Origin of the sequence: Micromonospora sp. NPDC049257 (assembly GCF_040678915.1) — a bacterium.
Lineage (GTDB): Bacteria > Actinomycetota > Actinomycetes > Mycobacteriales > Micromonosporaceae > Micromonospora > Micromonospora antibiotica.
In genome coordinates, this window is record NZ_JBFAQU010000001.1 from 109,622 (window position 1) to 133,463 (window position 23,842).

Genomic DNA, 23,842 nt, shown 5'->3' on the forward strand with positions numbered 1-23,842 from the left:
ACACCACACGAGCCGAATCCGGTGCCGGCCGTGGTGAAATCGGTTCCGGGCAACGTCAGCACCAACCCGATGCTCACCGACATCCGAAGGACATCGCCAGCGCCCTCCGTGGTTCTAGTACGGCAGCTGCCCACCGGCTTCTCCGTGCACGCCCTCACCCCGGCAGACGGCCGGGTGAGTGTGGTCGTGCGCCACGCCGACAGAGGTGAGGAGTCCGTCACCGTGGACCGCATCGTCGCGGCAACCGGCTTCCGCCCGGATCACTCGATCGCCGCCGAACTACGTCTGGACCTTGACCCGGTGCTGGGCGCCACTCGTGCCCTGGCGCCGCTGATCGACCCCAACGAGCACTCCTGCGGCACCGTGCCCCCGCACGGCGTCAACGAGCTCACCCACCCCGAGGTCGGCTACTACGCCGTCGGCATGAAGTCCTACGGTCGGGCACCGACCTTCCTGATGGCCACCGGCTACGAGCAGGTCCGCTCCGTCGTCGCCGCCCTCGCCGGGGACTGGGACGCCGCCCGCGACGTCCAACTCGACCTGCCCGAGACCGGGGTCTGCAACAGCAACCCGGACGAATCGGCCACGGCCGACAACTGCTGCGCACCGGCACCGGCCGTCGAGCTGACGGGCCGAGGGTTGGCCACCGGGATCTCGGGCGGCCTACTCGCCGCGCCGGTGCACCTGATCGCCCTCGACACCCCAACCGCAGACGGACAGACCGGCGGCTGCTGCGCAAGCTGATGCCCACCACGACGGTGCCCGCCGACCCTGTGGTCGGCGGGCACCGCGCCCACGGCTGGCGCATCGTCGCCGCCCTCGCCGTCACCTCGGCCATCGGCTACGGCACCCTCTACTACGCCTACGCGGTGCTGCTGAACCCGATGGCCGTCAGCCTCGGCGCGTCCACCATCGCCGTCACGGGCGCGCTCACCGCCTCCGTGCTCGCCGGAGCCGTCATGGCCATCCCCGTCGGACGGTGGCTCGACCACCACGGCGGTCGCGCGCTGATGACCGCCGGCTCGCTCGCCGCGACGGCCCTGCTCGTGGCCTGGTCCCAGGTCCAGACCATCGGCCAGCTCTACGCCGTCATGACCGGCATCGGGATCACCGGCGCGATGGTGCTCTACGAGCCCGCCTTCGCCGTCATCGTCTCCTGGTTCACCCCTCACCGACGCGCCACCGACCTGCTGGCTGTCACCATCGTCGCCGGGTTCGCCAGCACCATCTTCATGCCGCTGACCGGCCTGCTGAGCGCGTACCTCGGCTGGCGCGAAGCCCTGCTCGTCCTCGCCGCGATCCACGGCGCGGTGACCGTACCGCTGCACGCCCTCACCATCCGCCGGCCCCAACCGGCAGCCACGGCAGCACCGATCAGCCCGGCCCGGCCCGCACACACCCCACGGCGGGCGGTCGCCGCGGCGGCGATGCGCGACGCCCGCTTCTGGATCCTCACCGCGACCTTCATCGCCCAGGGCGCGGCCACCAGCACCATGACCGTGCACCTCATCGGCTACCTGGTCAGCCGCGGCCACCCCGCCACCTTCGCCGCCACCGCCACGGGTCTGCTCGGCACCGGCCGACTCGTCCTCACCGCCGCCCGCCGACGCCTGCCGGTCACCACCATCGTCGCCGCCGTCTTCGCCGTCCAAGCCACCGCCGTACTCGCGATGCCCCTGCTCGCCGGCACCCGCACCGGTGCGATCGTGGCCGTGGTCGGCTTCGGACTCGGCTTCGGCATCGCCCACCTCGCCACCCCCGCTCTCCTCGCCGACCGGTACGGCACCACCGCCTACGCCACCATCGCCGGGCGCCTCGCCGCCCCCGTCACCATCGCCAGAGCCACCGCCTCGCTGGCCGCCGCCACACTCCTGCACACCACCGCCGGCTACCCGATCCTGCTCACCGTCGTCGCCGCCTGCTGCGCCCTCGCCGCCACCGGCGTGCTGGTGCGCGCCTCCACCACACCGCCGTCTCCCATCCGCTGAGCCGGACACCGCGCACGTGCGGAACTGCCACAGGGTGCAGATCGCCAGAGCCGCCACCCGGTCGCCTCCAGTTCGGCCGATTGTCGACGAATCCACGGCGCGGAGGGCTTGCATCCGGTACCTGGGTACGGGCTTACCGTGGGTGCATGACCAGCGATGAGCAGGCATGGGTGCCCGAGGTCTGCACCCTGCCGACCGTGGAGCGGCCGCTGCGGCTGGCCGAGTTCGACGACCTGTTCGCCACCGCGCTGCACGACCAGCAGCGGCTGTCGCCGACGGCACTGCGGTGGCGCCTCGACCCGGCCGCCGAGGCGACCGTCCGGGACCTCACCGGCCGGGAGAGTTCCTGCTGCTCGTTCTTCTCCTTCACCGTCGCGCGCGACGCTGACGCGCTGCGCCTCGACGTGCAGGTGCCAGCCGCACACGTCGACGTCCTCGACGCGCTCGCCGCGCGGGCCGCCGCCGGGACAACGACATGAGCGGGCTGCGCAGCAGCCAGGTCGCCGCCCAGGCCGGGGTCAACCTCCAGACGCTGCGCTACTACGAGCGCCGCGGCCTGCTCGCCGCACCACACCGCAGCCTCGGCGGACACCGCCTCTACCCACCTGAGGCGATCACCGTGCTGAAGGTGATCAAAGCGGCGCAGCGGCTCGGGTTCACCCTCGACGAGGTCGCCGACCTGCTCGACACAGGCCGACACCGACACAGCCGCCACCCCGACACCCGCCTGCGAACCCGCGCGCACGCCAAACTCACCGAGGTCGAAGCGAAGATCGCCGACCTACAGGTCATCGCCGGCACCCTGCGCGCCGCCGTCGACGCCGGCTGCGACGACCTCGTCACGTGCGCCGGCCAACCATGTTGCCCCATCCCGTTCGCCACCATCGCCCACGGAGCCCCCGATGCCGAAGACCGTTGACCGGACCGATCACCGCACCCGCCGAGGGCTGCCCTCTGGCCTCACGGGCCTGGCCGGGCTGGCCTGCGCGGCGTGCTGCGCCATCCCGCTGCTGCTGGCCGCCGGGGTCCTCTCCGGCGCCGGATGGGCCGCCGCCGGCGCGTGGATGCCCGGCATCGCCATCGCCCTGGCCGCCCTCGCCGCGGGCACCTGGTGGTGGGCGAGCCGCCGCTGCCACCACGGCGGCTGTGCCGGCGGCAACGGCTGCCGATGCTCGACCGGGTCACCGGCATGACCACCGGCGACGGGCAGGCCGCTACGGTGCGAGCATGACCGTCACCCGCTCCATCCTGCTGTTCGTCGTCGCCGCCCTCTTCGAGATCGGCGGGGCGTGGCTGGTCTGGCAGGGCTGGCGCGAGCACCGCGGCCTGTGGTGGATAGCCGCCGGCGTCATCGCCCTCGGCGCATACGGATTCGTCGCCACCTTCCAGCCCGACCCGAACTTCGGCCGCATCCTCGCCGCCTACGGCGGCGTCTTCGTCGCCGGATCCCTCGCCTGGGGCATGCTCGTCGACAAGTTCCGCCCCGACCGGTGGGACATCACCGGTGCCAGCATCTGCCTGATCGGCGTCGCCATCATCATGTACGCCCCAAGGACCGCGAGCGGCTCCTGACCGCCAGGGAGTTCTACCGATCGTTGAGCAGCCCGAAGATCCCTCACCCCACGCGTAAGGATCAGGGGTCCAGCGGTCACCAGGCCGACCTCGACGAGGATGACGAACAACCAACCGTTGACCGGCCGATAGTCGCGGTCGTCAGCGCTGCAACGAAAGGGCAGAACCCGCACGGGCAGATCACCGGCAGCGCGGGTAAAAACCTCGGTGAGACGCGCGGTCATCGCGCGGTGCCTCCGTCATCACCGGCCCACGCCTGCTCACCCCCGACGCGGCACCACCGCATACGCCTCGTACGTCATCTGACGCCTTGATGTCGAACCGACCATTACGCCCGGGCACACGGCACGCCAGAACCACCGGTAGGCGCCAAGCCCGGTAATCGGTCCTCTGGCAAGCTCGCCCGCGTCGGACATGGAACAAGCCAGTGCGACGGAACTCACGGTCCGTCGTTCTCGCACCACAACGCCAGAAAATGCGACCAGTCCTCACGAAATTCCCTTTATCGCATAGGGAGAAGTCATGGCTGGTTCGGGATCGATCTACAAGCGGTGCGGCTGCCGGCACATGGCCACAAGAAAGCGGCTGGAGCAGCACTGCCCCCGCCTGCCGGAACGCGGACACGGCACCTGGCACTTCGCCTGCTCCGCGACCGACGCGTTCGGCAGACCGGCACGGGCCCGCCGAGGCGGCTTCCGCTCCAAGGCCGCCGCCTGCCAGGCGCGCGACGAGTGGCTGACCCAGACCGGCGAGGAACGCACCGCGCAGGGATGGACCCTGGAAAGGTGGATGCGGTACTGGCTGTCCACCCGCACCAAGATCAAGGACACCACCAAAGCGCAGTACACCCGTGACGTCGAACAGTTCCTCATCCCGCACATGGGCAGGATCACCCTGGCCGAGCTCAACATCCGGCGAATCCGCAGCGGCTTCGACGACATCGCACAGACCACGAACGGGCGCGGCCAGCCACAGTCGCCCTCATGCCTGCAGCACCTGCGGACCACCCTTCGCGCGGCGCTCAACCTCGCTGTCCGGGAGGGCCTCCTCGACGCCAACCCGATCCGGCACCTCGAACTCCCGTCCTACCGCAAGCCACACGCCCAGGTCTGGACACCGGCCCGCGTCGCGGAGTGGAGGGCAACCGGTCGACGGCCGTCGGTGGCTGTCTGGACCGCGCCCCACCTCGCCGCGTTCCTCGACGCGGTCACCACCGACCGGCTCTTCGCCCTGTGGTGGCTGATCGCCCTACGCGGTCTCCGCCGCGGCGAGGCATGCGGCCTGCGCTGGACCGACCTCGACCTCGACCACGGCGTGCTGTTCATCTTCCGCAGCCGCACTGTGGTCGGCTACCGGATCATCGAGGGAGAGCCCAAAACGGCCGCCAGCACGCGCGCCGTCGCTCTCGACCAGCACACCGTGGCCGTGCTCCGCGAGCACCTGCGCCGCCAGCGTCAGCAACAGGCCGCCCGCGAGGCGGCAGGCAAGACCTGCTACGACAGCGGCTACGTGTTCATCCGCCCCGACGGCAGGCCGCTGCACCCCGAGTACGCCACGCGGCACTTCACCCGACTCGTCAAGCGGGCCGACCTCCCACCGATCCGGCTTCACGACCTCCGCCACGGCGCGGCGTCCCTCGCGCACGAAGCCGGCGCCGATCTCAAGACCGTGCAAGATCTACTCGGTCACGCGAGCATCGTCACCACTGCCGACACCTACACCAGCGTCCTGCCGTATGCCCAGCGTAAGTGCGCCGAGGCCACCGCCCGGCTGGTTCTCGCCGCAGCCCGCCGAACCCGCGAAAAGATCAGGAAGAGGGGCCGAAGCAACCGCCCCAACCCCCGCCCGAAAAACAAGCGCACCGCCCGCCAAGCAGAGGTGACGGCAACGCGAAAGGCCAGGTCAAAGCCTGCGCGACCCGCCCAAGATTACAGAAAGTGACGGCACCCACATGACACCCACGCGACACCCACCGTCCAGATGGGACGATCAACAAGGAACGCCCGACCGCGTTTCCGCAGGCCAGGCGTTCTTTGATCTTGTGCGCCCGAAGGGACTCGAACCCCTAACCTTCTGATCCGTAGCGCCAGTTCCCCGACGTCCGAGCACCCACCGAGCAACCGCCGCAAGGCGGACCGACACAGCGCCGGGCAGCAACGATCGGACCACCATCGGCAAATCGTCCATCCGTTCGTACCGGTCTGCGCCGGCACGTGCCGGCCCCACCGTACGATCGGGTCAGGAGGTGGCGCGATGGTGAGGGCAGGTGGCGCGCCTGCTGGTTCGGGGTACGCGGACCAGCGGCACTACGTCGTACCCACGAGTCTGGCCGACCTGCGTGGTCCGGTCAGCGGCGTGGTGACGCTCGACCGACGTCTCGACTGGTCCGGCGACGCCACGTATCACCTGGACGACCCCGGAGATCTCCAGGTGATGTACCAGACGGTGCTGAACCAGGCCGCCACCGTGGCCGACCTACGCCAGTGGCTCGACGGCGACACGCTACGCCGACTTTGGCCGGACCTGTGGCTCCCCGCTCGACTGCGGGCGCTCTGGCAGGCCCGGTTCCCCGAGCTGGCCGCGCCACCCCGGGCGCTGGCCGGCTGAGCGTGGATCCGGTTCACCTCCGGCTGGCGGAGATCGGACTCCGCGTGGCTGGCCGGTACGGCTTCGCATTGGCCGGCGGCTACGCCGTACAAGCCCACGGGATCCTGGACCGACCCAGCGAGGACGTGGACCTGTTCACCGCATGGGAGCGCCGAGACGACTTCGCCGTAGCCGTGGACGCCGTCGTCGACGCCTACCGCACCGACGGCTATGCGGTCGAGATCACGCAACGGTTCGAGACCTTCGCCCGGCTCGCCGTCACCGATCCCGCCACACCGGATCGACCGTACAAGGTCGAACTCGCCGCGAACTGGCGCGCCCGCCCGCCCGTGACGATGGACATCGGCCCCGTCCTACACGTCGACGACGTCGTCACCGGCAAGATGTCCGCCCTGTTCACCCGCGCCGAGCCGCGGGACTTCCTCGACGTCGACGCCGCCATTCAGACAGGCCGGTACACCCGAGAGCAGGTGCTCGAACTCGCCGAGCAGGCCGACGCCGGCTTCGACCCCAGGGTGCTCGCCGACCTGTTCGCGATGCTCCAGAGATATCCAGACCGCCGCTTCGCCGCCTATGGCGCCGACCCCCCGTACATCGCCGCGATGCGCGAGCGCTTCGCGCAATGGCGCGAGGTGCTGCTCACCGACGAGAAGTAGCACCCGCGAGTTCCATGGACGTGGCGGTAAAGGACGTCTCGTAACTCGGTGCCTGGTCCGTGGTGGATCGAGTCGGGGTGCAGGTGATCAGTGCGGCTCGCCCGGAGGGGATCTTCCCGTTCACCGGGCTGCAGCCCGCCCAGTTCCGCAGACTGGCCCGGCTGGTCGCCGAGCGTGGTGGTGACGCGATCGCTGATGGTCGGCCGGGCCGGCAGTGGTCTCTCGACCTCGCCGATCGGGTGTATGGCCAGGGTCGCGGCGGCCGGCACGGCGATCGCCTTGCCGCAGGTCTTCCGGCTGCGTTTGAGTCCGATGCGCCAGAACTCCACGACCAGCTCGCGCAGTTCGCGCCAGGCGCTCGGCGCCGGTTCCGGGGCGGCGTCATAGCGGCAGAGGTACTCCCTGATCTTTCCTCGGACGCGAGGGCGTCCGCTCTGCTCCGCGCCGGGATCCTGCCCGTTCCGCGCAAGGCGGCGGCGACCCGGGGTGAGGTGGCCGGAGCAGCCGGCGAGGCTCTCGCCTCCGGGGTGGGCCTGCTGGCGCCGCAGCTCGGCACGGTCATCCGGGTGTCGACCGGGTCGGCCACCGCCATCCGGATCAGCTACCAGATGCGACGACTGCTGCGCCGAAGGTCGCTGTGGCGCGCCTTCGAGGTACCGGGCCTGACTTCCGTGTAAGCGGCTGCGGCCTCCCGGGCCGGTCAGCAGCCAGCGTCCTCGATGACGACCAAGACCCGGGTCAGGTAGTCGGCCAGATTAGTCGGCTGGGGACACCACCGGTGTGCAGCATCGCTACCAGCAGGCCGCCGACCTCGCCGGCTGCGGCGGGCGAGTACACCTTCCCCTTCCGCGTGATCGTCGACCAGCAGGCGCAGCAGCGCGCGGTGACCAGCCCCGTCCGCGCCGCGTTCTCCGGCCACTCCCTGCGCCGCGGCTCGCCACCGAGGCCCGCCGTGGCGGCGGCTCGGTCGTCCTGACCATGGCGTGGTGTCGCAGTAACGACGCCGCCCGGCGTAGCCGGGGACGTCCTCGGCCCGGGACGGACTTCCGACAGCCGACCGGTCCACTTGCTTACCGATGAGCGTGAACGCCGATATTAGCCTCGATCGATCACACTCACACGGGGAGAAACCAGCATGTACATTCGCCGAACCCTGTCAGCCGCCGCCACTGCCGCGGTGCTGCTCGGCCTCACGCTGGCGTCCTCTCCAGCCAGCGCGGCACCCGCCAGCGCCCAGGTCAGCTGCAGCAGCCATCCGGTCGCGAACAACAGCGAGGCCAGCGCCACGATGAACATCGGCGCTAACCTCAAGAAGGCGCCCTACTCCGAGTGCGGAAACGTCCGATACCTCAACCCGACCGCGGAAGCCGTACCCGGTGACCCGCCGCTACCCGGATATCCGGGCCTGCTGCCGCGGGCGTCACAGACCCTGGCCGTGTCCACGACGCCCACGCCGTGCGGCGACAACGGCGCGGACAAGCCCGTCACCCGTACCGAGGCGCTCACCCGGGCTCGCAGTTGGACGGCCGTCGGCGGTATCCCGTACAGCCAGTACCGGTGCTACAAGAACCAGTACGGCGACTACCGCACCGACTGCTCGGGGTTTGTCTCCATGGCCTGGGGTCTCGGGGGCAGCGGCAGCGCCTTCTGGACCGGCAATCTGGACACCCGATCCCACCCGATCCCGCGTAGTGACCTAAAGACTGGCGACGCCCTGCTCAGGCACGTCGGCGACCCCCATCTGGACCATGTGGCCCTGTTCGTCAAGTGGTCCGATAACGCACACACCGCACCGGTGGTCATCGAGCAGACCGGCAGCAGCGACACCATCGAGCGGACCTGGTCGGCCAGCAACGCCGGCAACTACACGCCCGTCCGATATGACAAGATTTCGGAGCCCGCCTCGGATCCGGCTGATGACGGTACGGTGCAGTTCGCGGATCTGACTGGAGACGGTCAGGACGAGATCGTTGCGATTCGCCCCAACGGTGACGTGTACGCCTACCGTAACCGGGGCTGGAGTGACCCGAAGGTCTACGACGGCCCAGACAACCGGTTGGTCGCCTCGGGCTTCACTGACCCGCTGCGGACGAAGTTTGCCGACGTCGATGGCGACGGTCGGGCGGAGATCATCGCCGTCTTCAGCAACGGTGACGTGCACGCCTACCACAACCAGGGCTGGGACGCCCCGCAGGTTTACGACGGCGCCAACCAGAAGCTCGTCGCCTCGGGCTTTACCGACCCGCTGCGGACGACGTTCGCCGACGTCGATGGCGACGGTCGGGCGGAGATCATCGCCGTCTTCAGCAACGGTGACGTGCACGCCTACCGCAACCAGGGCTGGGACGCTGCCAAGGTCTACGACGGCGCCAACCAGAAGCTCGTTGCCTCGGGCTTTACCGACACCCCTCGGACGAAGTTCGCCGACATCGACGGCGACGGTCGGGCGGAGATCATCGCCCTGTACGGCAACGGCGAGGTACACACCTACCGCAACCAGGGCTGGGACGCTGCCAAGGTCTACGACGGCGCCAACCAACGCGTCGTCGCCTCCGGCTTCACCGACCCCCGCTCGACCAAATTCGGCCGGATCAGCGCCGACAACCGCGACGAGATCGTCTCGATCTACGCCAACGGCGACGTACACGCCTACGTCAACCAGGGCTGGGGCGCTGCCAAGGTCTACGACGGCGCCAACCAACGCGTCGTCGCCTCCGGCTTCGCCATCTGATTAGAGGGCGGTTACGGAGATTACGTCCCTTTCGGTGCGAGAATGAACATATCGGGCTTGTTTTCGATGAGGACGTTGCGGCTGACCAGTCGTTTTAGCTTGGCGCGGGTGCCTTGGCTCTGTTGCATTGGGTAGATGCATGATCGACTCCGGCTTGCTCCCTGTGGTCTGCTTGGCCGGTGAGATCGCCGTCTCGTGTCCGGTCCTGGTCCCCGCCCGCATCAGCGTTCACGGGGTTTCGATTCCCGCCTGAGGTGATCGTCTTGGCGGTGCGCTGGTACCTGCGTTTCAACCTCTCCTACCGGGATGTGGAGGAGTTGCTGGTCGAACGCGGCGTCGAGGCGGACCACGTCACCGTCTACCGGTGAGTGCAGCGGCTCACCCCGCTACTGGCCGACGCCGCCCGCTTCGCCCGCCACTGTCCGGGTGACCGCTGGTTCGTGGACGAGACCTACGTCAAGATCAACGGTGTCTGGCGGTACGTATACCGAGCGGTGGACCAGCATGGTCAGGTCATTGACGTGCTCGTCTCGGCGCATCGGGGTGCCGCCGCGGCCCGGCGGTTCTTCCACCGGGCGCTGACCACGCTGAAGGTCACGCCCAGCGAGGTGGTCACCGACGCGAACCCGGTCTACCCGAGGGTGCTCGACGACCTGGTCCCGTCAGCGTGGCACCACGTCGAACGACACGCCAACAATCCGATCGAGGCCGACCACAGCCAACTCAAGCACCGACTCAAACCGATGCGCGGGCTACGCACCGACCGCACCGCCCAGACGATCGTCACCGGCCACGCCTTCGTACAGAACCTCCGACGCGAACACTACGAACTCGCCACCGACGTCCCGCCGGCTCTGCGGGTCGCCGCCGTGTTCACCGAACTGGCCCGAGCGATCTGACCAGCACCGCTGACGCGGCTCGACGTGCCCACCCACCCGCCAACGCAACAGGGCCCGCAGGACCGTGTGACGGGACAGGCCCATGGCCAGTATCGCCAGCAGTGTCAACGCCAGCTTTCACGCGGCGTCGACAAGCAGACGCGATCCTGCCCGGCCCGCTAACTCCTTGACCACAGCCTTGACCTGCCGAGACAGCCGGGTCGTGCGGCGTTGGTATCGCTCCAGCACCCCGGGGACTTGTTCGCGGAAGGTGTGGCGGCAGCCGCGCGTGGGGCAGACCAGACGCCGCACCCGCACGCGGACCACCATCCGACGCCCGTCGGCCACCGTCCGCCAGTGATAGCCGTGGACCTGTCCCGACGAGGCCCCGCACATCGGGCAGACCGCGATTCCCTGCGGCGTCCGGGCCTGCACCACGATCCGCTCACCCTCATCGACCACGTCCTCGATGATCAGCGGGGACAACCCCGAGAACACCGCCTGCACAACCTTGTCGACATCATCCACAGGGGAGGCAACGACGCTTCACCACCCTCCGTCACCACCGAATATGAGACAGGGCCGTTATTCTTTTAGAGTCCCTCAACCTCCTGGTTGGAGATCAGATTCCGGTCGTGGAGTTCGTGGCGGCGGGCATTGATCCAGCGTTCCATGATCGAGTTTGTCCAAGCTTTTCGGTCGTCTTCGCTACAGTCCGCGGGACTATTTTTCGGTAGCGTGGGCTCAATCTTCTCAGCGGGGGAGGCAGAGTGGCCGTTGATCAAGTGCGTCTTCGCGCCATTGGCGGGAAGCAGTTCCAACGAGGCGTCGCGGCAGCCCTTTTCTCGATCATCATGGCTGCGTTCATGGTGGCTCCGAGCGTTCCGGCACGGGCGGCGCCCAGTGGCGGCGGGGACAGGCCGATCGTTGCCCAGAGCGAGAAGTCGGCGCGGGACGCGGCGCGGCGGTCGGGCCGACGGGTGGAGGTTGGGCCGGCGCGGACCGAGCTCACGCAGGTGTTCGCCCAGCCGTCCGGCGGTTTCGTCGTGGAGTCGGCTGTTGTGCCACAACGGGTGCACCGGCCGGACGGGTCGTGGGCCGACATCGACCTGTCCCTGCACAGGACGCCCGACGGCACGCTACAGGCGGGGGCCTCAACCGCCGACGTGCGGTTTTCCGCTGGCGGGACGGCGCCGGCGGTGACCCTGTCCGGCCTGGGCAGGATGTTCACGATGAGGTGGCCGCACCGGCTTCCCCGGCCGTCGGTGTCCGGTGACACCGCGACGTATCCGGAGGTACTGCCCGGCGTCGATCTGGTCCTGCGGGCCACCGCGACCGGGTTCAGCCATGTCCTGGTCGTGAAGTCCGCCGCGGCCGCGGCGAATCCGGCCCTGCGGGAGATCCGGTTCCAGGTCGGTGGCGACGCCCGGGTGAGCCGGATGCCGGACGGGTCGCTGGTCGCTTCGGTGGGAGACAGCACACTTGCGACGGCACCGGCGGCAACGATGTGGGACTCGACCGTCTCCACGCAGCCGGTCACGGCCGGCCCGTCCACCCGACCGGGACCGACGGGCGTGGGGTCGTCGGCATCGTCACCGGGCGACTCCGCGAAAACCGCTTCTGTAACGACCGCGGTGGTCGGGCGGGAACTGGTGCTGCGGCCGGATCCCTCGTTGCTGGCCGCGGGCGCGGCGACCTTTCCCGTCTACGTGGACCCGGCGTGGTCGACCGGAAAGTCACGGTGGGCGTACGCCACGAACAACAACTCCACCAACAGCGACCTGTCGAACGCTCGGGTCGGCCGGAATCCCGACAACGGGGTCGTCTACCGGTCGTACTTCGACTTCCCCCTGACCGCGCTGAAGGGCAAGTACATCCAGTCGGCCTACGTGCAGATGGTGCTGGACCACTCGTACTCCTGCGGCGACACGATCACCCACCTGTTCCACGCCAACGGCATCTCCTCGACCCCCCGTACCGCCTGGGCGCCGAAGCTGAACTCGTGGATCGCCCAGGCGTACTCGCACGGCAACGAGGACGACGGGTGCGGCGACCCGGACCCGGACATGACCGTCAACTTCACCAACGGTGGTGTGAAGACCCTGATCCAGACCCACGCCACCAACCAGTGGACCAACGTCACGCTGGCCTTCTGTGCCTGCGGGGACGTCAACGGGGTCAACGAGTCCGACCAGCAGCGCTGGAAGCGGTACTTCCCGGACAAGGCGAAACTGATCGTCGACTACGACTCCTACCCGGGCCCGCCGGTGAACCCGCAGGTGGACGGGGTGGCCTGCACTCCCGGGCAGCGGCTGTCCGTGGGCACCCGGACACCGACCCTGTCGGAGATCTTCCCGGACGCCGACTCCGGGCAGGCCCTGCAGACCCAGTACGAGCTGCTCCAGGTGCCGGCGTCGGGCACCTACGACGACACGACCCCACGGATGACCCCACCGGTCGGGGCGTCGGTACCGGCCGGCGGGCGGTCCACCACCGCCGCGCTGCCCGCGCTGACCGAGTCCAGCCCGCCTGTGACGTACGCGTTCCGGGCCCGGGCCACCGACCCGGCCCCGTACTACCGCACCAGCGCCTGGTCTCCGTGGTGTGAGTTCACCGTGGACACCCGCGTGCCAGACGTGCAGGCCGCAGTGGCAGGGGGGCCACCCATGCCCGGCCAGGTCACACCGGTCACCATTTCGACGACGGACCTGACCGTGACGACGTTCCGCTACGGCTGGACCAGCCCGCCCACCACCGAGGTCACACCCGACACGAGCACCACCACCCCGCCCCTGAAGAGCGCGTCGCTGCAGTTGACGACTCCGAAGTACGGCCGCAACGTGCTGTACGTGGCCGCCGTGGACAACACCGGCAACATCGGGTACGGATCCGTCGAGTTCGTCGCGAACCGACCCTCACCTGCGGTGGCGCGCTGGGGCCTGGAGAGCTACCCGGGCGTGACCCAGGCGCAGGCCCTGTCCGACCGCCAGCCTGCGCTCGGCGGTGACACCCCACTGACCGCGTCGAACGTGACCTGGAGCGCCGACCAACGGTTGGTCGGCGGTAGCACGGCGACGCTGAACGGGACATCCTCCTACCTGCAGGCGACCGTCCCGGTCGTCGACACCTCGAAGTCGTACAGCGTGGGGGCATGGGTCCGGTTGAACAGCCTGCCCACCCAGAACATGGCCATCGCCACCCAGTCCGGCGCCTGCATCTACGGCTTCTACTTCGGGGTCGTGCTCACCGCCGGCGTTGCACGGTGGAACGTGACGACCCGACAGACCGACTGCGGCGGCTCGGCCACCTACCTGGGGATCGAGTCCCCCACCCCGATCACGGCCGGTGACGTCGGCCGCTGGCAGCAGGTGGCCTTCTCCTACGACCAGGCGGCCCGCATCTTCATTTTGTTCGTCAACGGTGTGCAGGTCGCGACCGCCCCATGGGCCACGGCCTGGAACGCCACTAGCCCGTTCCAGGTAGGCCGGTACACCCTGGGCACCACGTCCAACAACTACTTCAAGGGCTCCCTCGCCGACGTGCAGGTCTTCAACCGGGCGCTCGTCGCCCAGGACTTCACCGGCCAACTCGCCACCGATCCGGCCTCCGGCGGGTTTGACGAACCCGGCATGCTCAACCCCATCCTCGTCGGCGACTGGAGTATGGAGCAGGGCACGTCCTGCTACGCCGAGAGTCTCGACCCGTCGCTGTGCCAGGTACGCGACGACGGCCAGTTCGGCCGCCGGCTGGCACTCAACCAGGGCAGCTTCGTCGGCACCGACGCTGGCCACCGCGGCAACGCGTTGTTCCTCAACGCCACACACTTTGTGGACGATCCCGCCGACCCGTACTACGGCCTGGCCACCCTCGAGTACGGGCGGACACAGAAGAACGTGGGCACCGATTCAGCACCGATATGGCAGAACACCGCGGCGCTGCGTACCGACGACTCCTTCACCATCTCCATCTGGGTGAGGCCAGAGTCCTTGCAGCTCACGCAGACCATCGCGTCTCAGATCGGCAGCAAGGAGTCCGCCTTCCTGCTGAGCCTTCGTGGTTACAACAACGGCACCGAGCGCCGCTGGTCCATACTCGGATACTCCCAGGACGCGACAGGTACGTACACCCCAGAAGCTCGCCTGGAATCCCGGCTGGTGACAGAAGACGATCTCGGCACATGGACCCATCTCGTCGGCATCTACGACGCTAACGCCAAGAAGCTCAAGCTCTATGTGAACGGGCGACTTGAGGGCACAGCATCAGTCAACGGCCTGTTCGCGGCAAGCGGTCCGCTGACCGTCGGTGGAGCGTGGTGGGCCGAGGGCGGCGAGATGAGTCGATGGGTCGACCAGTTTTACGGCGGTATCGACGACTTCCGAATCTATCAAGGCGCACTGACCGACGCCGCAGTGAAGATCCTCTTTGACACTCAGTCGACCGACCTCCCCTCCTGACTCGTCATGCAGCCTCGCCCTGAGCCGGCAGGGACAGGGCGAGGCTGGACTACCTGTCGCATCTGAATCCTGCAGCCCCAATCTCTGCTTCGCGCGCCCGTCCGGGGGAGATCGTGACACCTAATCAATCGACAACGATCGAGCTGATTTCGTCTGTACGCCGCGCAAAACTGCGTCGACGCGGCCGCCTAGCGTTGACCGGCCTCGTGGTCAGCGTCCTTGTGGCACCGACGGGCCTCGCCGTCCCGCCGCTCCAGCGGGCACATGCTGCCGGTTCGCGACTCACACCCCAACGAGAGCCGCTGGACTCCGACGGCGCCCCGGCGAAGGGCAAAGCATGGCCCGTCAAACCCGCAACCAACGCCAGGTCGACGGCACCAGTGTGGCCAAAGCCCGGCCGGGCGGGGGCCGCTCTACCCGCCGTAACCCCAGGCCTGCAGCCGGGCACGGACAGCGCCGCACCGGTGAAGGTGGGGCCGCTGCCCGTGTACGTGGCCCGTGCCATAGGCACGGTCCCTGGCGCCTCGAATATCTCCGTCGAGTTGCTCGATCGAGATGGCGTGCCGTCGCGGTGGCGGGATGGCCTGGTGCTGCGAGTCTCTCCGCCAGCGACCGGCGAAGCCCCAGATTCGGCCAAAGTGTCGGTGGACTATGGCGCGTTTCGCGGCGCGTACGGCGGCAGCTGGGGTAGCCGGCTCAAGCTGTGGCAACTGCCAGCCTGCGCCCTGAGCACCCCAAACCAAACCGGCTGTGCCGCCACACCGCTACCCTCCACCAACGACGGGTCCTCCGTCACCGCAGAGGTGCCGGTTCGAGCCAGCGTTCCCCGTGGTGGTGCCCCCAGCAAGGCGCGGCAGCAGGCAGATGCGCCCACCGCGGAGCCGGTCGGCACGCTGCTCGCATTGGCCGCGGGCACGTCCGGCAGCGAGGGCGACTTCGCCGCCACCCCGCTCGCAGCCTCCTCCACCTGGTCCTCCGGGACGTCAACCGGGAACTTCAGCTGGTCGTACCCCATGCGGGTACCGCCCCCGGCCGCCGGTCCGACACCGAAGCTGTCGCTGGCGTACTCGTCGGCCAGCGTGGACGGCAAGTCGCAGGCCAACAATAACCAGCCATCCTGGGTCGGTGAAGGCTTCGACTACTGGCCCGGCTACATCGAGCGCAGCTACATGCCGTGTGCCGAGGACATGGCCAATGGGGCGAACAACGCCTCCAAGACCGGAGACCAGTGCTGGCGTTCGGACAACGCGACCATGTCCCTCAACGGTGGCGGCTCCGAGCTGGTTTACCAGGCGGGCAAGGGCTGGCATCCCCGTCAGGAGGACGGCTCGAAGATTGAAAAGCTCACCGGGGCGACCAACGGCGACAACAACGGAGAGTACTGGAAGATCACCACCCAGGACGGCACCCAGTACTTCTTCGGCTTGAACAACCTGCCTGCCCAGTCGTCTACCACGAAGTCGACTTGGACCCTGCCGGTGGCCGGTAACCACTCCGGCGAACCATGCAACAATTCAGGCGGCTTCAAGGCGTCGTTCTGCACTCAGGCGTGGCGGTGGAACCTCGACTACGTAGTCGACACCCGCGGCAATACGATGTCCTACTGGTACGACCCGGAGGCCAACTACTACGGGCGCAACCTCATCAGCACCGACAAAGTCTCCTATACCCGCGGCGGCACTCTGGCCCGCATCGACTACGGAACGTGGGACCGCGGCAGCACCGACCGGTCGGTCAACCCCACCGGGCAGGTCGTGATTAACCGGGGGGACCGCTGCGAGGCCGGCTGCGCCACCCACGACGCCACGCACTGGAAAGACGTGCCTTGGGACCAGGAATGCCTGGCCACCGCCGCGGACTGCAAGCAGAACTACGCCCCCACGTTCTGGTCCACCAAACGCCTCACCAGTGTCATCACCCAGATCTGGGACACCACCAAGCCGACACCAGCATGGCAGACCGTCGACTCATGGACGCTGAGCCACGCCTACCCGTCCGTCGGGGACGGCAGCGACTACGCCGGAATGTGGCTCAACTCCCTCACCCACACCGGACTGGTCAACGGCAGTATCGCTTTGCCGCCGGTGACCTTCGAACCGACCGCACTGCGCAACCGGGTACTCACCGCGCACAACACCACCAACAACCGGATGCGCATCGCCAAGATGGTCACCGAGACCGGGGCGAAGGTCCAGGTCACCTACAGCCTGCCGGACTGTTCCTCGGGCAACTTGCCCAGCGCGCCGGAGATCAACACCAGACTCTGCTACCCGGTGATCGGCCCCGACCCATACACTCCGGACGGGCCCGACATCACCGAGTACTGGCACAAGTACGTCGTGCGCCAGGTCAGCGAGTCCGACATCCAGATCATGGTCAACGGCACCGACCATGGCCAGCCCACGGTCAACACCTTCTACACCTATCTGGGTACTCCGGCCTGGCACTACGCCGACGACGATGGCCTGATCAAACCCGACCGCAAGACCTGGAGCCAGTTCCGCGGCTACGCCACCGTCGAGACCCGGGTCGGCGACGCACCCACCCAGACCCTAACCCGCACCACCTACCTGCGCGGTATGCACGGCGACCGCCTCAACCCCAGCGGCGGCACCCGCGACGTCACCGTCAACGCCTCCATCGGCTCCGAAACCGTCAAGGACGAAGACCAGTATGCCGGCATGGTCCGCGAAGCCACCACCTACAACGGGATCGACACCAAACCGGTCTCCCGCACCGTCAACGTGCCCTGGATGTCCCCGGCCAGCGCATCACGCACCATCAACGGCGACACCGTCACCGCACACTTCACCAACACCGGCGTCACCTACACCGCCACCGCCCTCGGCGTGGACGGTGCTGAAGGTTGGCGCGTCCGTCGCAGCGAGTCCAACCTCGACGACACCTACGGCACCGTCAACTGGAACCAAGACGACGGTGACACCACCAAAACCGGCGATGAGAAATGCACCACGTACACCTACAACCGCAACCTCGCCGGCAACATCGTCACCACCGTCAAGCAGACCACCACCAAAGCAGTAACCTGCGCGGCTGCTCCCACCAGCACCGACGACATCGTCTCCGACGAACTCCAGTACTACGACGGTGCCACCAGTGCGGAAACGGCCCCCACCTACGGCACGGTCACCCGCACCGATCGACTCAAGGACTGGTCCACCGCCAACGGAACCGTCTGGCAGACCATCGGTCAGACCACCGTCGACGCGTTCGGACGGCCGAAGACCGTGACCGACGCCCGGTTGAACACCGCCACCACCGACTACGTCCCCGCCACCGGCCCAGTTGCCCGAGTGACGACGAAAACGCCGGACCCGAACGGCGGCGCGGACTGGATCAACACCGTTGACCAGAACCCCTACTGGGGCGTACCTGCGAAGACGACCGACCAGAACGGCCGAGTCATCGAAGCCGACCACGACGCCCTCGGCCGCACCACGAAGGTTTGGAAGATCGGGTGGACACGCGCCGGACACGACAGCACACCGTCCGTCGAGTACAGCTACAACTACGCTGCCAGCAGGGACGCCTACCCCTTCCTGACCACGCGAACCCTCAACGCCGCTGGTGGCTACCTAACCTCTTACCAGATCTCCGATGCCCTACTGAGGGTCCGTCAAATCCAGATCGCTGCGGTCGGTGGGGGGCGCGTCGTCACCGACACCCTCTACGACAAGGCCGGACGGGCTGAGAGCACCTACGCGTCGCACGCAGAACCGGGTATGCCGGCCGGTGCTCTCTGGTGGGAGCCGGAGTGGTCGGTACCGGCCCTGACCCGCAGCGTGTACGACAATGCCTCCCGGCCGACTGACGTGATCTTCTTCGGTACCGACGGGGTCAGCAACCTGGTCGAGAAGTGGCGCACCGTCACGAATTACCGCGGCGACCGCGTCCAGGTGACCCCGCCGGCCGGCGGAACCCCTACCACCACCCTCACCGACATCGAGGGCCGCACCACCGACCTGCAACAACACACCACTGCACAAGGTGTCAACGGCCCTTACGTGAACACCCATTACACCTACAACCGCAAGGGCCAACTCGTCACACTGACCGACCCGGACAGTAACGAGTGGACCTATGTCTTCGACGTGAAGGGTCGGCAAACCTCAGCACAGGACCCCGACAAGGGCCTGACCACGAGCACCTACAACGACTACGACGATCTCGCCACGACCACCGACGCCAACAACAAGGTCCTAGCGTATGAATACGACAAAATTGGCCGAAAAATCGGCCTCTATGACAATCAAGTATCTGTCGCGACAAAGCGTACCTCTTGGACCTACGATAAACTTCCCGACTTCACTGCGGTACGCGGACAACTCACTCAAGCCACTCGTTTCGATCCTCCTGGCTCGACCAACGCCTACGCCTACCGGATCACCGGATTCACCGCCCGTTACCAGCCTACGGGCACGCAGTACCTGATCCCGAACGCCGAGGCAGCTGGAATCGCAGGCACCTGGTCGTACGGATACGGCTACGCGACCACCGACGGCTCACCCACCGACGTCACCTACCCTTCCGCCGGGGGACTCACCACGGAGAAGGTGACCACCAATTACGACGTCACCACCGGACTGCCCGCCACGCTGACCACCAATCTGCTCAACGCCGGCACCTACGTCGCCGGGCAGCTGTACACCGCCTACGGTGAACCGACGTTGACCATGCGTAAGACTGATGGAGGGGTCTACGTCGAAAACTCAGTCAGCTACGACCTGACGACCCGACGAGTCATCCAGACCCAGGTGCAGCCGGAAACCTCGCCCGGCACGGTGGCCGACCACACCTACAGCTATGACTCGGCCGGCAATATCACCAAGATCGCAGATACTCCAGGGGTCGGCACCGCTGACGCGCAGTGCTTCCGCTACGACACCTTGAGTCGACTTGTCACCGCCTGGACACCCATGCCCGATATCGAGTGCAGCATGGATCCCACCGTGGCGTCCCTCGGCGCTCCGGCACGCTACTGGCACGACTGGACCTTCGACAATGTCGGAAACCGACGGACTGAGACAAAACACGCCAATGCGGGTGACACGATCCGGAACTTCGCCTACCCCGTTGGTGGCAAGGACGTCATCCGACCACACGCGCTCACCTCGGTCACCACCCAAGCGCCGGGCCAGTCACCGGCTACCAACAACTACGCCTATGACAACGCCGGAAACACCACCTGCCGCCCGGGTGGCACGGTCACCAACAACTGCCCATCCGACACAAGCTCCCAGACCTTGTCGTGGAGTCCGGAAGGTCTGCTCACCACCGTTTCCGGCGCGAGCGCGTCAGCCGGTAGCAACATCTACGACGCTGCGGGGGCCAGACTCGTCCGCCGCGACGCCACGGGAAGCACCCTGTACCTGCCAGACCAGGAGATCAGAGCCGTGGCGGGTATCACGTCGACAACTCGCTACTACCATTTCGCTGGCCAAATTATCGGTTCCCGCAACGGCACGGGCCTCACCTGGACCTACACCGACCACCAGGGCACGCAGGACACCACAGTCGACGCACTCCGCCAGACGGTTTCGGTACGCAGGCAGGACCCCTACGGTGTGCCTCGCGGCTCCGGAGCAGTTTGGGTCAACTCCAAAGGATTTGTCGGAGGTGACAACGATCCCAATGGGCTGACGCACCTCGGTGCACGTGAATACGACCCGGTCGTGGGTCGCTTCATATCAGTCGACCCAATTCAGGATCTAAGCAATCCGCAGCAATGGCATGGCTACGCCTACGCCAACAATTCACCGGTTACCGCGAGTGATCCGACCGGCCTCAACCCTGCGGACGCTCAGTGGGACGGCCCGCCGCTCTCCAAGCAGTCCCAAGCGAACTACGACAGCGAATACGGAACTCCCAAGGCGAATGCATCCGGTCGGCCGCCGACCTTGGCAGACATCGTAAACCGGCCCGTGGTAAAGGGCGGTGGAGTTCCCGACTACGTGCGCGCCACCGGCCGCTACCACGGCTCGGATAGGTTCACCTACAAGGACGCTCAGGAGTGGGCCCAGCAGGATCCGGTCTACGCCGACTACCTTTGCTATCACATCCTAAATCGGGATGAGTCCCAGTGCGCTGGTTTTTACGAAAAAATTCGGCCGACTGGACCAGGTGGCTGGAAAGCGCTGCTCGGGGTCTTGTTCGTCGGGGCTGCGTACGCGACTGTGCTGGTCTGCATCCCCGCGATCATTGAATGCGTAGCGGCAGTTGGAGAGTTTGTAGCTACAGGAAGCCCGCTCGGCGCAGCGGGCATCGGCGCAGTAACTGGCGTGACGCGCATAACCATGGAGGCGGGGATCATCGGTGTTGCAGAAGAAGCCGATGGCGCAGCACTTTTATCTCGAGCGTGCAGCTTCAGTGGCGACACACCTGTCCTAATGGCAGACAGGACCACCCGAGCCATTCGAGATTTGAAAGTAGGCGACAGTGTTGAGGCATCTGACCCCGTAAGCGGCGAGCGAGGCGCACGCAGGATAGACAATATCTGGACACACGAGGATTCGCTAAAGGACCTCTCAGTAGATGGACATCGGATAACCACAACCGAGGATCATCCCTACTGGAACGCCACAGATGGCCAGTGGGAGCGCGCGGACGAGTTAGGTCCTCGAGATCTGCTCATGACTCCGTCCGGCGCGACCGTACCTGTTGAGGGCCTGATCTCAGGCTCGGTCCGGTACGATACGGCATACAACCTTACAGTCAACGGCATCCACACGTACTATGTGATAGCCGGCGACACACCGGTACTCGTTCATAACGACAACCCCGGCGGAATGGTGGGGGCGAACGGCACGCAAATCACCAGCTCTACAGTTTGGTTGCGCGGTCCATATCGCATTGATGTCGAGAATCCGAATCCGGGAGTACGGCCAGGGCAGATGCACTTCCAGGATCAGGCGACAGGCGCAAAATACCTTTATAATTACGACACGGGCAAGTTCGACGGGATGCCCAACAGTCTCCAGAAGGAACTCGACAAGAAGATGCCTGACTACAAGAAGGCGATCGCAAAGGGGAACAGGTTCCTGGGAATGAGTGGGTGCTGATGGGTTGCGCCTGCGTGGTAAGAGGTAGATGCCGGTGAAAACGAATAGAGCGTTCCGGAAAATCGTGACCCCTGAAGCCCTTCAGGGCGTTTCTCAAGCTGACATTCCGGAGCTCTTCCAGGCTGCCCTCAGCGAGGGCTGGGTTGTCGACGGAACCGGTGCCCACCTGCTGGAACTGTTCCGCCGCGGGTACTTCGGCGCCCGAGACTCTTTTACTGACTTGACGGCGTACGAGGCTGCCGTCAATGGGCGCGGTGTTCCTGATTGGGACCTCACTGAGAAAGGGGCTGAGCGAGTCCAGGTATTGGCTCGCAGGGCATACGCTTTTGCATGGATGGCCTTGTTTTCTATACGACAGATTCGCGATCACGCCACGGTCACCGCGTATATCTCGGTTAGCCCTACGCTGGCGGATGAGAAGTTGTACACGGCGAGCGTGACTTTTTGCGCGAACCACGATGACGAGCCTCCCTATGTTGATCTTGCAGACCTTGAGAAGGTGAGTAATGCCATCTTGGTTCTTGATTCGACGGAATGCGTTGCGCCGCTCCCGACCTGAAGCGCGACTCCCGTGGTCACGGACCGATTCCAGGATGCCAAGCTTCGGGCTAGCGTAGTTACGTAGCGTCATGGTGCCGCTCCGTCGTGCGCTGGTGGGTGTAGGTGTTCGCCTGGGTTGCTGTCACGACTGCTGTCAACTAGTTCGTACACATGTAAATCAACCGATGCACCTTGTCCGACGGCACAGTGCCCGAGGAGGTCCCGTGGCGCGGCGCGTAGCGTCGTGGCGTCGATCCCCGGAAGCCGCGGCGGCGCTTGCTCGGTGAAGGGATCGTCGCGGCCTGGTGTCCCGATGACTGCTCGCTGCCGCGCCGGTGGCTGGCTGGTCTGGCGGGTTCGGGTGGTCTGTTGCGTGGGCGCGTGCGCGCGGGGCCGGAACGGCTGTAGCGCGTGCGCGTGTGTCCGGCGTAGCCGGGCGCTCTTGATTAGGTGAAGCAGTTCTTAGCCCAGTGGCTCCGTCAGGGGCGAGGTTGCTGGGTCACGTCTCGGCGTTGCGACTGGCGCTCCTCGGGCAGCACGGTACCGCGTGGTACGGTTCGGTGCATGACGAGGATTACGCTGCGGGAGTTCCGCGATGGCGCGGGCCGGGTGCTGGACGGAGTTGAGCGCACCGGGGAACCGGTCATCATCACCAAGTACGAACGGCCGGTCGCCGTACTGGTCGGCATCGACGAGTGGGAGGAGATCGAAGCGTTCCGGGACCGCCGGGACGCTGCGGTGATCGCCCGTTCCCGTGCCGAGGGTGAGTTCGTGCCGCTGTCGGCGGCGTTGGAGTCGCTTGGGGTGGATCCTCGTGAGGTGGAGGCGCTGCTGGCCGACCGGGCTGGCGGTGCGGCGGCGTGAAGGTCCAGATCGACCGTGACGTGCTGGTCTGGCTGCACAAGCAGCCCCGCAACGTCTTCCTGACCGTTCTCAGCGCGATCCTCGGCCTAGTCTCCGACCCTGCGCCGCAGAGCTCGACCGAGATGCGCGACGGATCCGGGCGTCGGTTGCGAGTCGGTGACTACCGGGTGCTCTACCGCCTCGACGGCGACGAGTTGACCATCCACGCGGTCGGGCATCGCAAGGATGTCTACTCGTAAGCCTCCCGGGCCTGGCGGCCTTGTCTGTCTGCGATGGACTGACCAACGGCCGTTGACCAGACGGTCGCATGACGCGGCGGTGGCGCCCTTGGACCCGGGGGCATCGCCCGGTGCCTTGTCGGCGCCGAGTCGGTCCCGGTCGGCCCGCTGCCCGCCCACCGATGATGATCCGAGCCCAGCCAACGGTCGCCGTCCGTCCCGGGCGTGCGTCGGCGTTGCTGTCATGGCTGCTGT

The 23,842-nt window shown here is 66.9% G+C and carries 15 protein-coding genes and 4 pseudogenes; 18 read left to right on the forward strand and 1 reads right to left on the reverse strand.

Going from position 1 to position 23,842, the window contains the following annotated elements:
- Positions 1-126 precede the first annotated feature (126 nt).
- The 13 genes and pseudogenes from AB0K25_RS00400 to AB0K25_RS00460 all read left to right on the forward strand — a co-directional run.
- Positions 127-744: pseudogene (locus AB0K25_RS00400) on the forward strand (flavoprotein); the annotation flags it as partial.
- Positions 744-1,988 (forward strand): MFS transporter, encoded by a 1,245-nt coding sequence (locus AB0K25_RS00405; RefSeq protein ID WP_363817353.1) that lies wholly within the window; start codon positions 744-746, stop codon positions 1,986-1,988. The pseudogene AB0K25_RS00400 and the gene AB0K25_RS00405, both read left to right, overlap by 1 nt.
- A gap of 146 nt (positions 1,989-2,134) precedes the next feature.
- Positions 2,135-2,467 carry a hypothetical protein gene (locus AB0K25_RS00410; RefSeq protein WP_328341244.1) on the forward strand — a complete coding sequence of 111 codons (333 nt, stop codon included), beginning with the start codon at positions 2,135-2,137 and terminating at the stop codon, positions 2,465-2,467.
- Positions 2,464-2,907 carry a MerR family transcriptional regulator gene (locus AB0K25_RS00415; protein ID WP_328341242.1) on the forward strand — a complete coding sequence of 148 codons (444 nt, stop codon included), beginning with the start codon at positions 2,464-2,466 and terminating at the stop codon, positions 2,905-2,907. Before AB0K25_RS00410 ends, AB0K25_RS00415 begins: the two co-directional genes overlap by 4 nt.
- On the forward strand, positions 2,891-3,181 hold the full coding sequence (locus AB0K25_RS00420) for a hypothetical protein (RefSeq protein WP_363817356.1): 291 nt from the start codon (positions 2,891-2,893) through the stop codon (positions 3,179-3,181). The genes AB0K25_RS00415 and AB0K25_RS00420 overlap by 17 nt, the downstream gene beginning before the upstream one ends.
- 34 nt (positions 3,182-3,215) lie before the next feature.
- Complete coding sequence (locus AB0K25_RS00425; protein ID WP_328341238.1) at positions 3,216-3,560, forward strand: YnfA family protein; 345 nt, start codon at positions 3,216-3,218, stop codon at positions 3,558-3,560.
- 522 nt (positions 3,561-4,082) lie between these two features.
- A complete protein-coding gene (locus AB0K25_RS00430; RefSeq protein WP_363817360.1) occupies positions 4,083-5,501 on the forward strand; it encodes a tyrosine-type recombinase/integrase in 1,419 nt (472 codons plus the stop codon).
- A 312-nt stretch (positions 5,502-5,813) separates the two neighbouring features.
- Positions 5,814-6,167, forward strand: a complete 354-nt coding sequence (locus tag AB0K25_RS00435; RefSeq protein ID WP_018808895.1) for a hypothetical protein — start codon at positions 5,814-5,816, stop codon at positions 6,165-6,167.
- 2 nt (positions 6,168-6,169) lie between these two features.
- Positions 6,170-6,823, forward strand: a complete 654-nt coding sequence (locus tag AB0K25_RS00440; protein ID WP_363817364.1) for a nucleotidyl transferase AbiEii/AbiGii toxin family protein — start codon at positions 6,170-6,172, stop codon at positions 6,821-6,823.
- Between the two features lie 77 nt (positions 6,824-6,900).
- Positions 6,901-7,065, forward strand: a pseudogene (locus tag AB0K25_RS00445) (IS5/IS1182 family transposase); the annotation flags it as partial.
- 536 nt (positions 7,066-7,601) lie between these two features.
- The gene (locus tag AB0K25_RS00450; RefSeq protein ID WP_363817367.1) at positions 7,602-7,799 is read left to right on the forward strand and encodes a hypothetical protein; all 198 of its coding nucleotides are present in this window, start codon (positions 7,602-7,604) and stop codon (positions 7,797-7,799) included.
- Between the two features lie 159 nt (positions 7,800-7,958).
- The gene (locus tag AB0K25_RS00455) at positions 7,959-9,554 is read left to right on the forward strand and encodes a VCBS repeat-containing protein (protein ID WP_363817370.1); all 1,596 of its coding nucleotides are present in this window, start codon (positions 7,959-7,961) and stop codon (positions 9,552-9,554) included.
- Positions 9,555-9,733: 179 nt separating this feature from the next.
- A pseudogene (locus AB0K25_RS00460) lies at positions 9,734-10,453 on the forward strand (IS6 family transposase).
- Between the two features lie 42 nt (positions 10,454-10,495).
- Here the strand turns inward: AB0K25_RS00460 and AB0K25_RS00465 are convergent.
- A pseudogene (locus tag AB0K25_RS00465) lies at positions 10,496-10,930 on the reverse strand (ISL3 family transposase); the annotation flags it as partial.
- A 734-nt stretch (positions 10,931-11,664) separates the two neighbouring features.
- Here AB0K25_RS00465 and AB0K25_RS00470 point away from each other — a divergent pair.
- The 5 genes from AB0K25_RS00470 (at position 11,665) to AB0K25_RS00490 (ending at position 23,608) form a co-directional block, all read left to right on the forward strand.
- Positions 11,665-14,886: a LamG domain-containing protein gene (locus AB0K25_RS00470; RefSeq protein ID WP_363817373.1), complete on the forward strand. Its 3,222-nt coding sequence runs from the start codon at positions 11,665-11,667 to the stop codon at positions 14,884-14,886.
- A gap of 485 nt (positions 14,887-15,371) precedes the next feature.
- Positions 15,372-21,965, forward strand: a complete 6,594-nt coding sequence (locus AB0K25_RS00475; RefSeq protein ID WP_363817376.1) for an RHS repeat-associated core domain-containing protein — start codon at positions 15,372-15,374, stop codon at positions 21,963-21,965.
- A 28-nt stretch (positions 21,966-21,993) separates the two neighbouring features.
- Positions 21,994-22,524: a hypothetical protein gene (locus tag AB0K25_RS00480; protein WP_363817379.1), complete on the forward strand. Its 531-nt coding sequence runs from the start codon at positions 21,994-21,996 to the stop codon at positions 22,522-22,524.
- Between the two features lie 545 nt (positions 22,525-23,069).
- The gene (locus tag AB0K25_RS00485) at positions 23,070-23,369 is read left to right on the forward strand and encodes a type II toxin-antitoxin system Phd/YefM family antitoxin (RefSeq protein WP_188117102.1); all 300 of its coding nucleotides are present in this window, start codon (positions 23,070-23,072) and stop codon (positions 23,367-23,369) included.
- Complete coding sequence (locus tag AB0K25_RS00490; protein WP_363817383.1) at positions 23,366-23,608, forward strand: type II toxin-antitoxin system RelE/ParE family toxin; 243 nt, start codon at positions 23,366-23,368, stop codon at positions 23,606-23,608. Before AB0K25_RS00485 ends, AB0K25_RS00490 begins: the two co-directional genes overlap by 4 nt.
- The last annotated feature ends 234 nt before the right edge of the window (positions 23,609-23,842 follow it).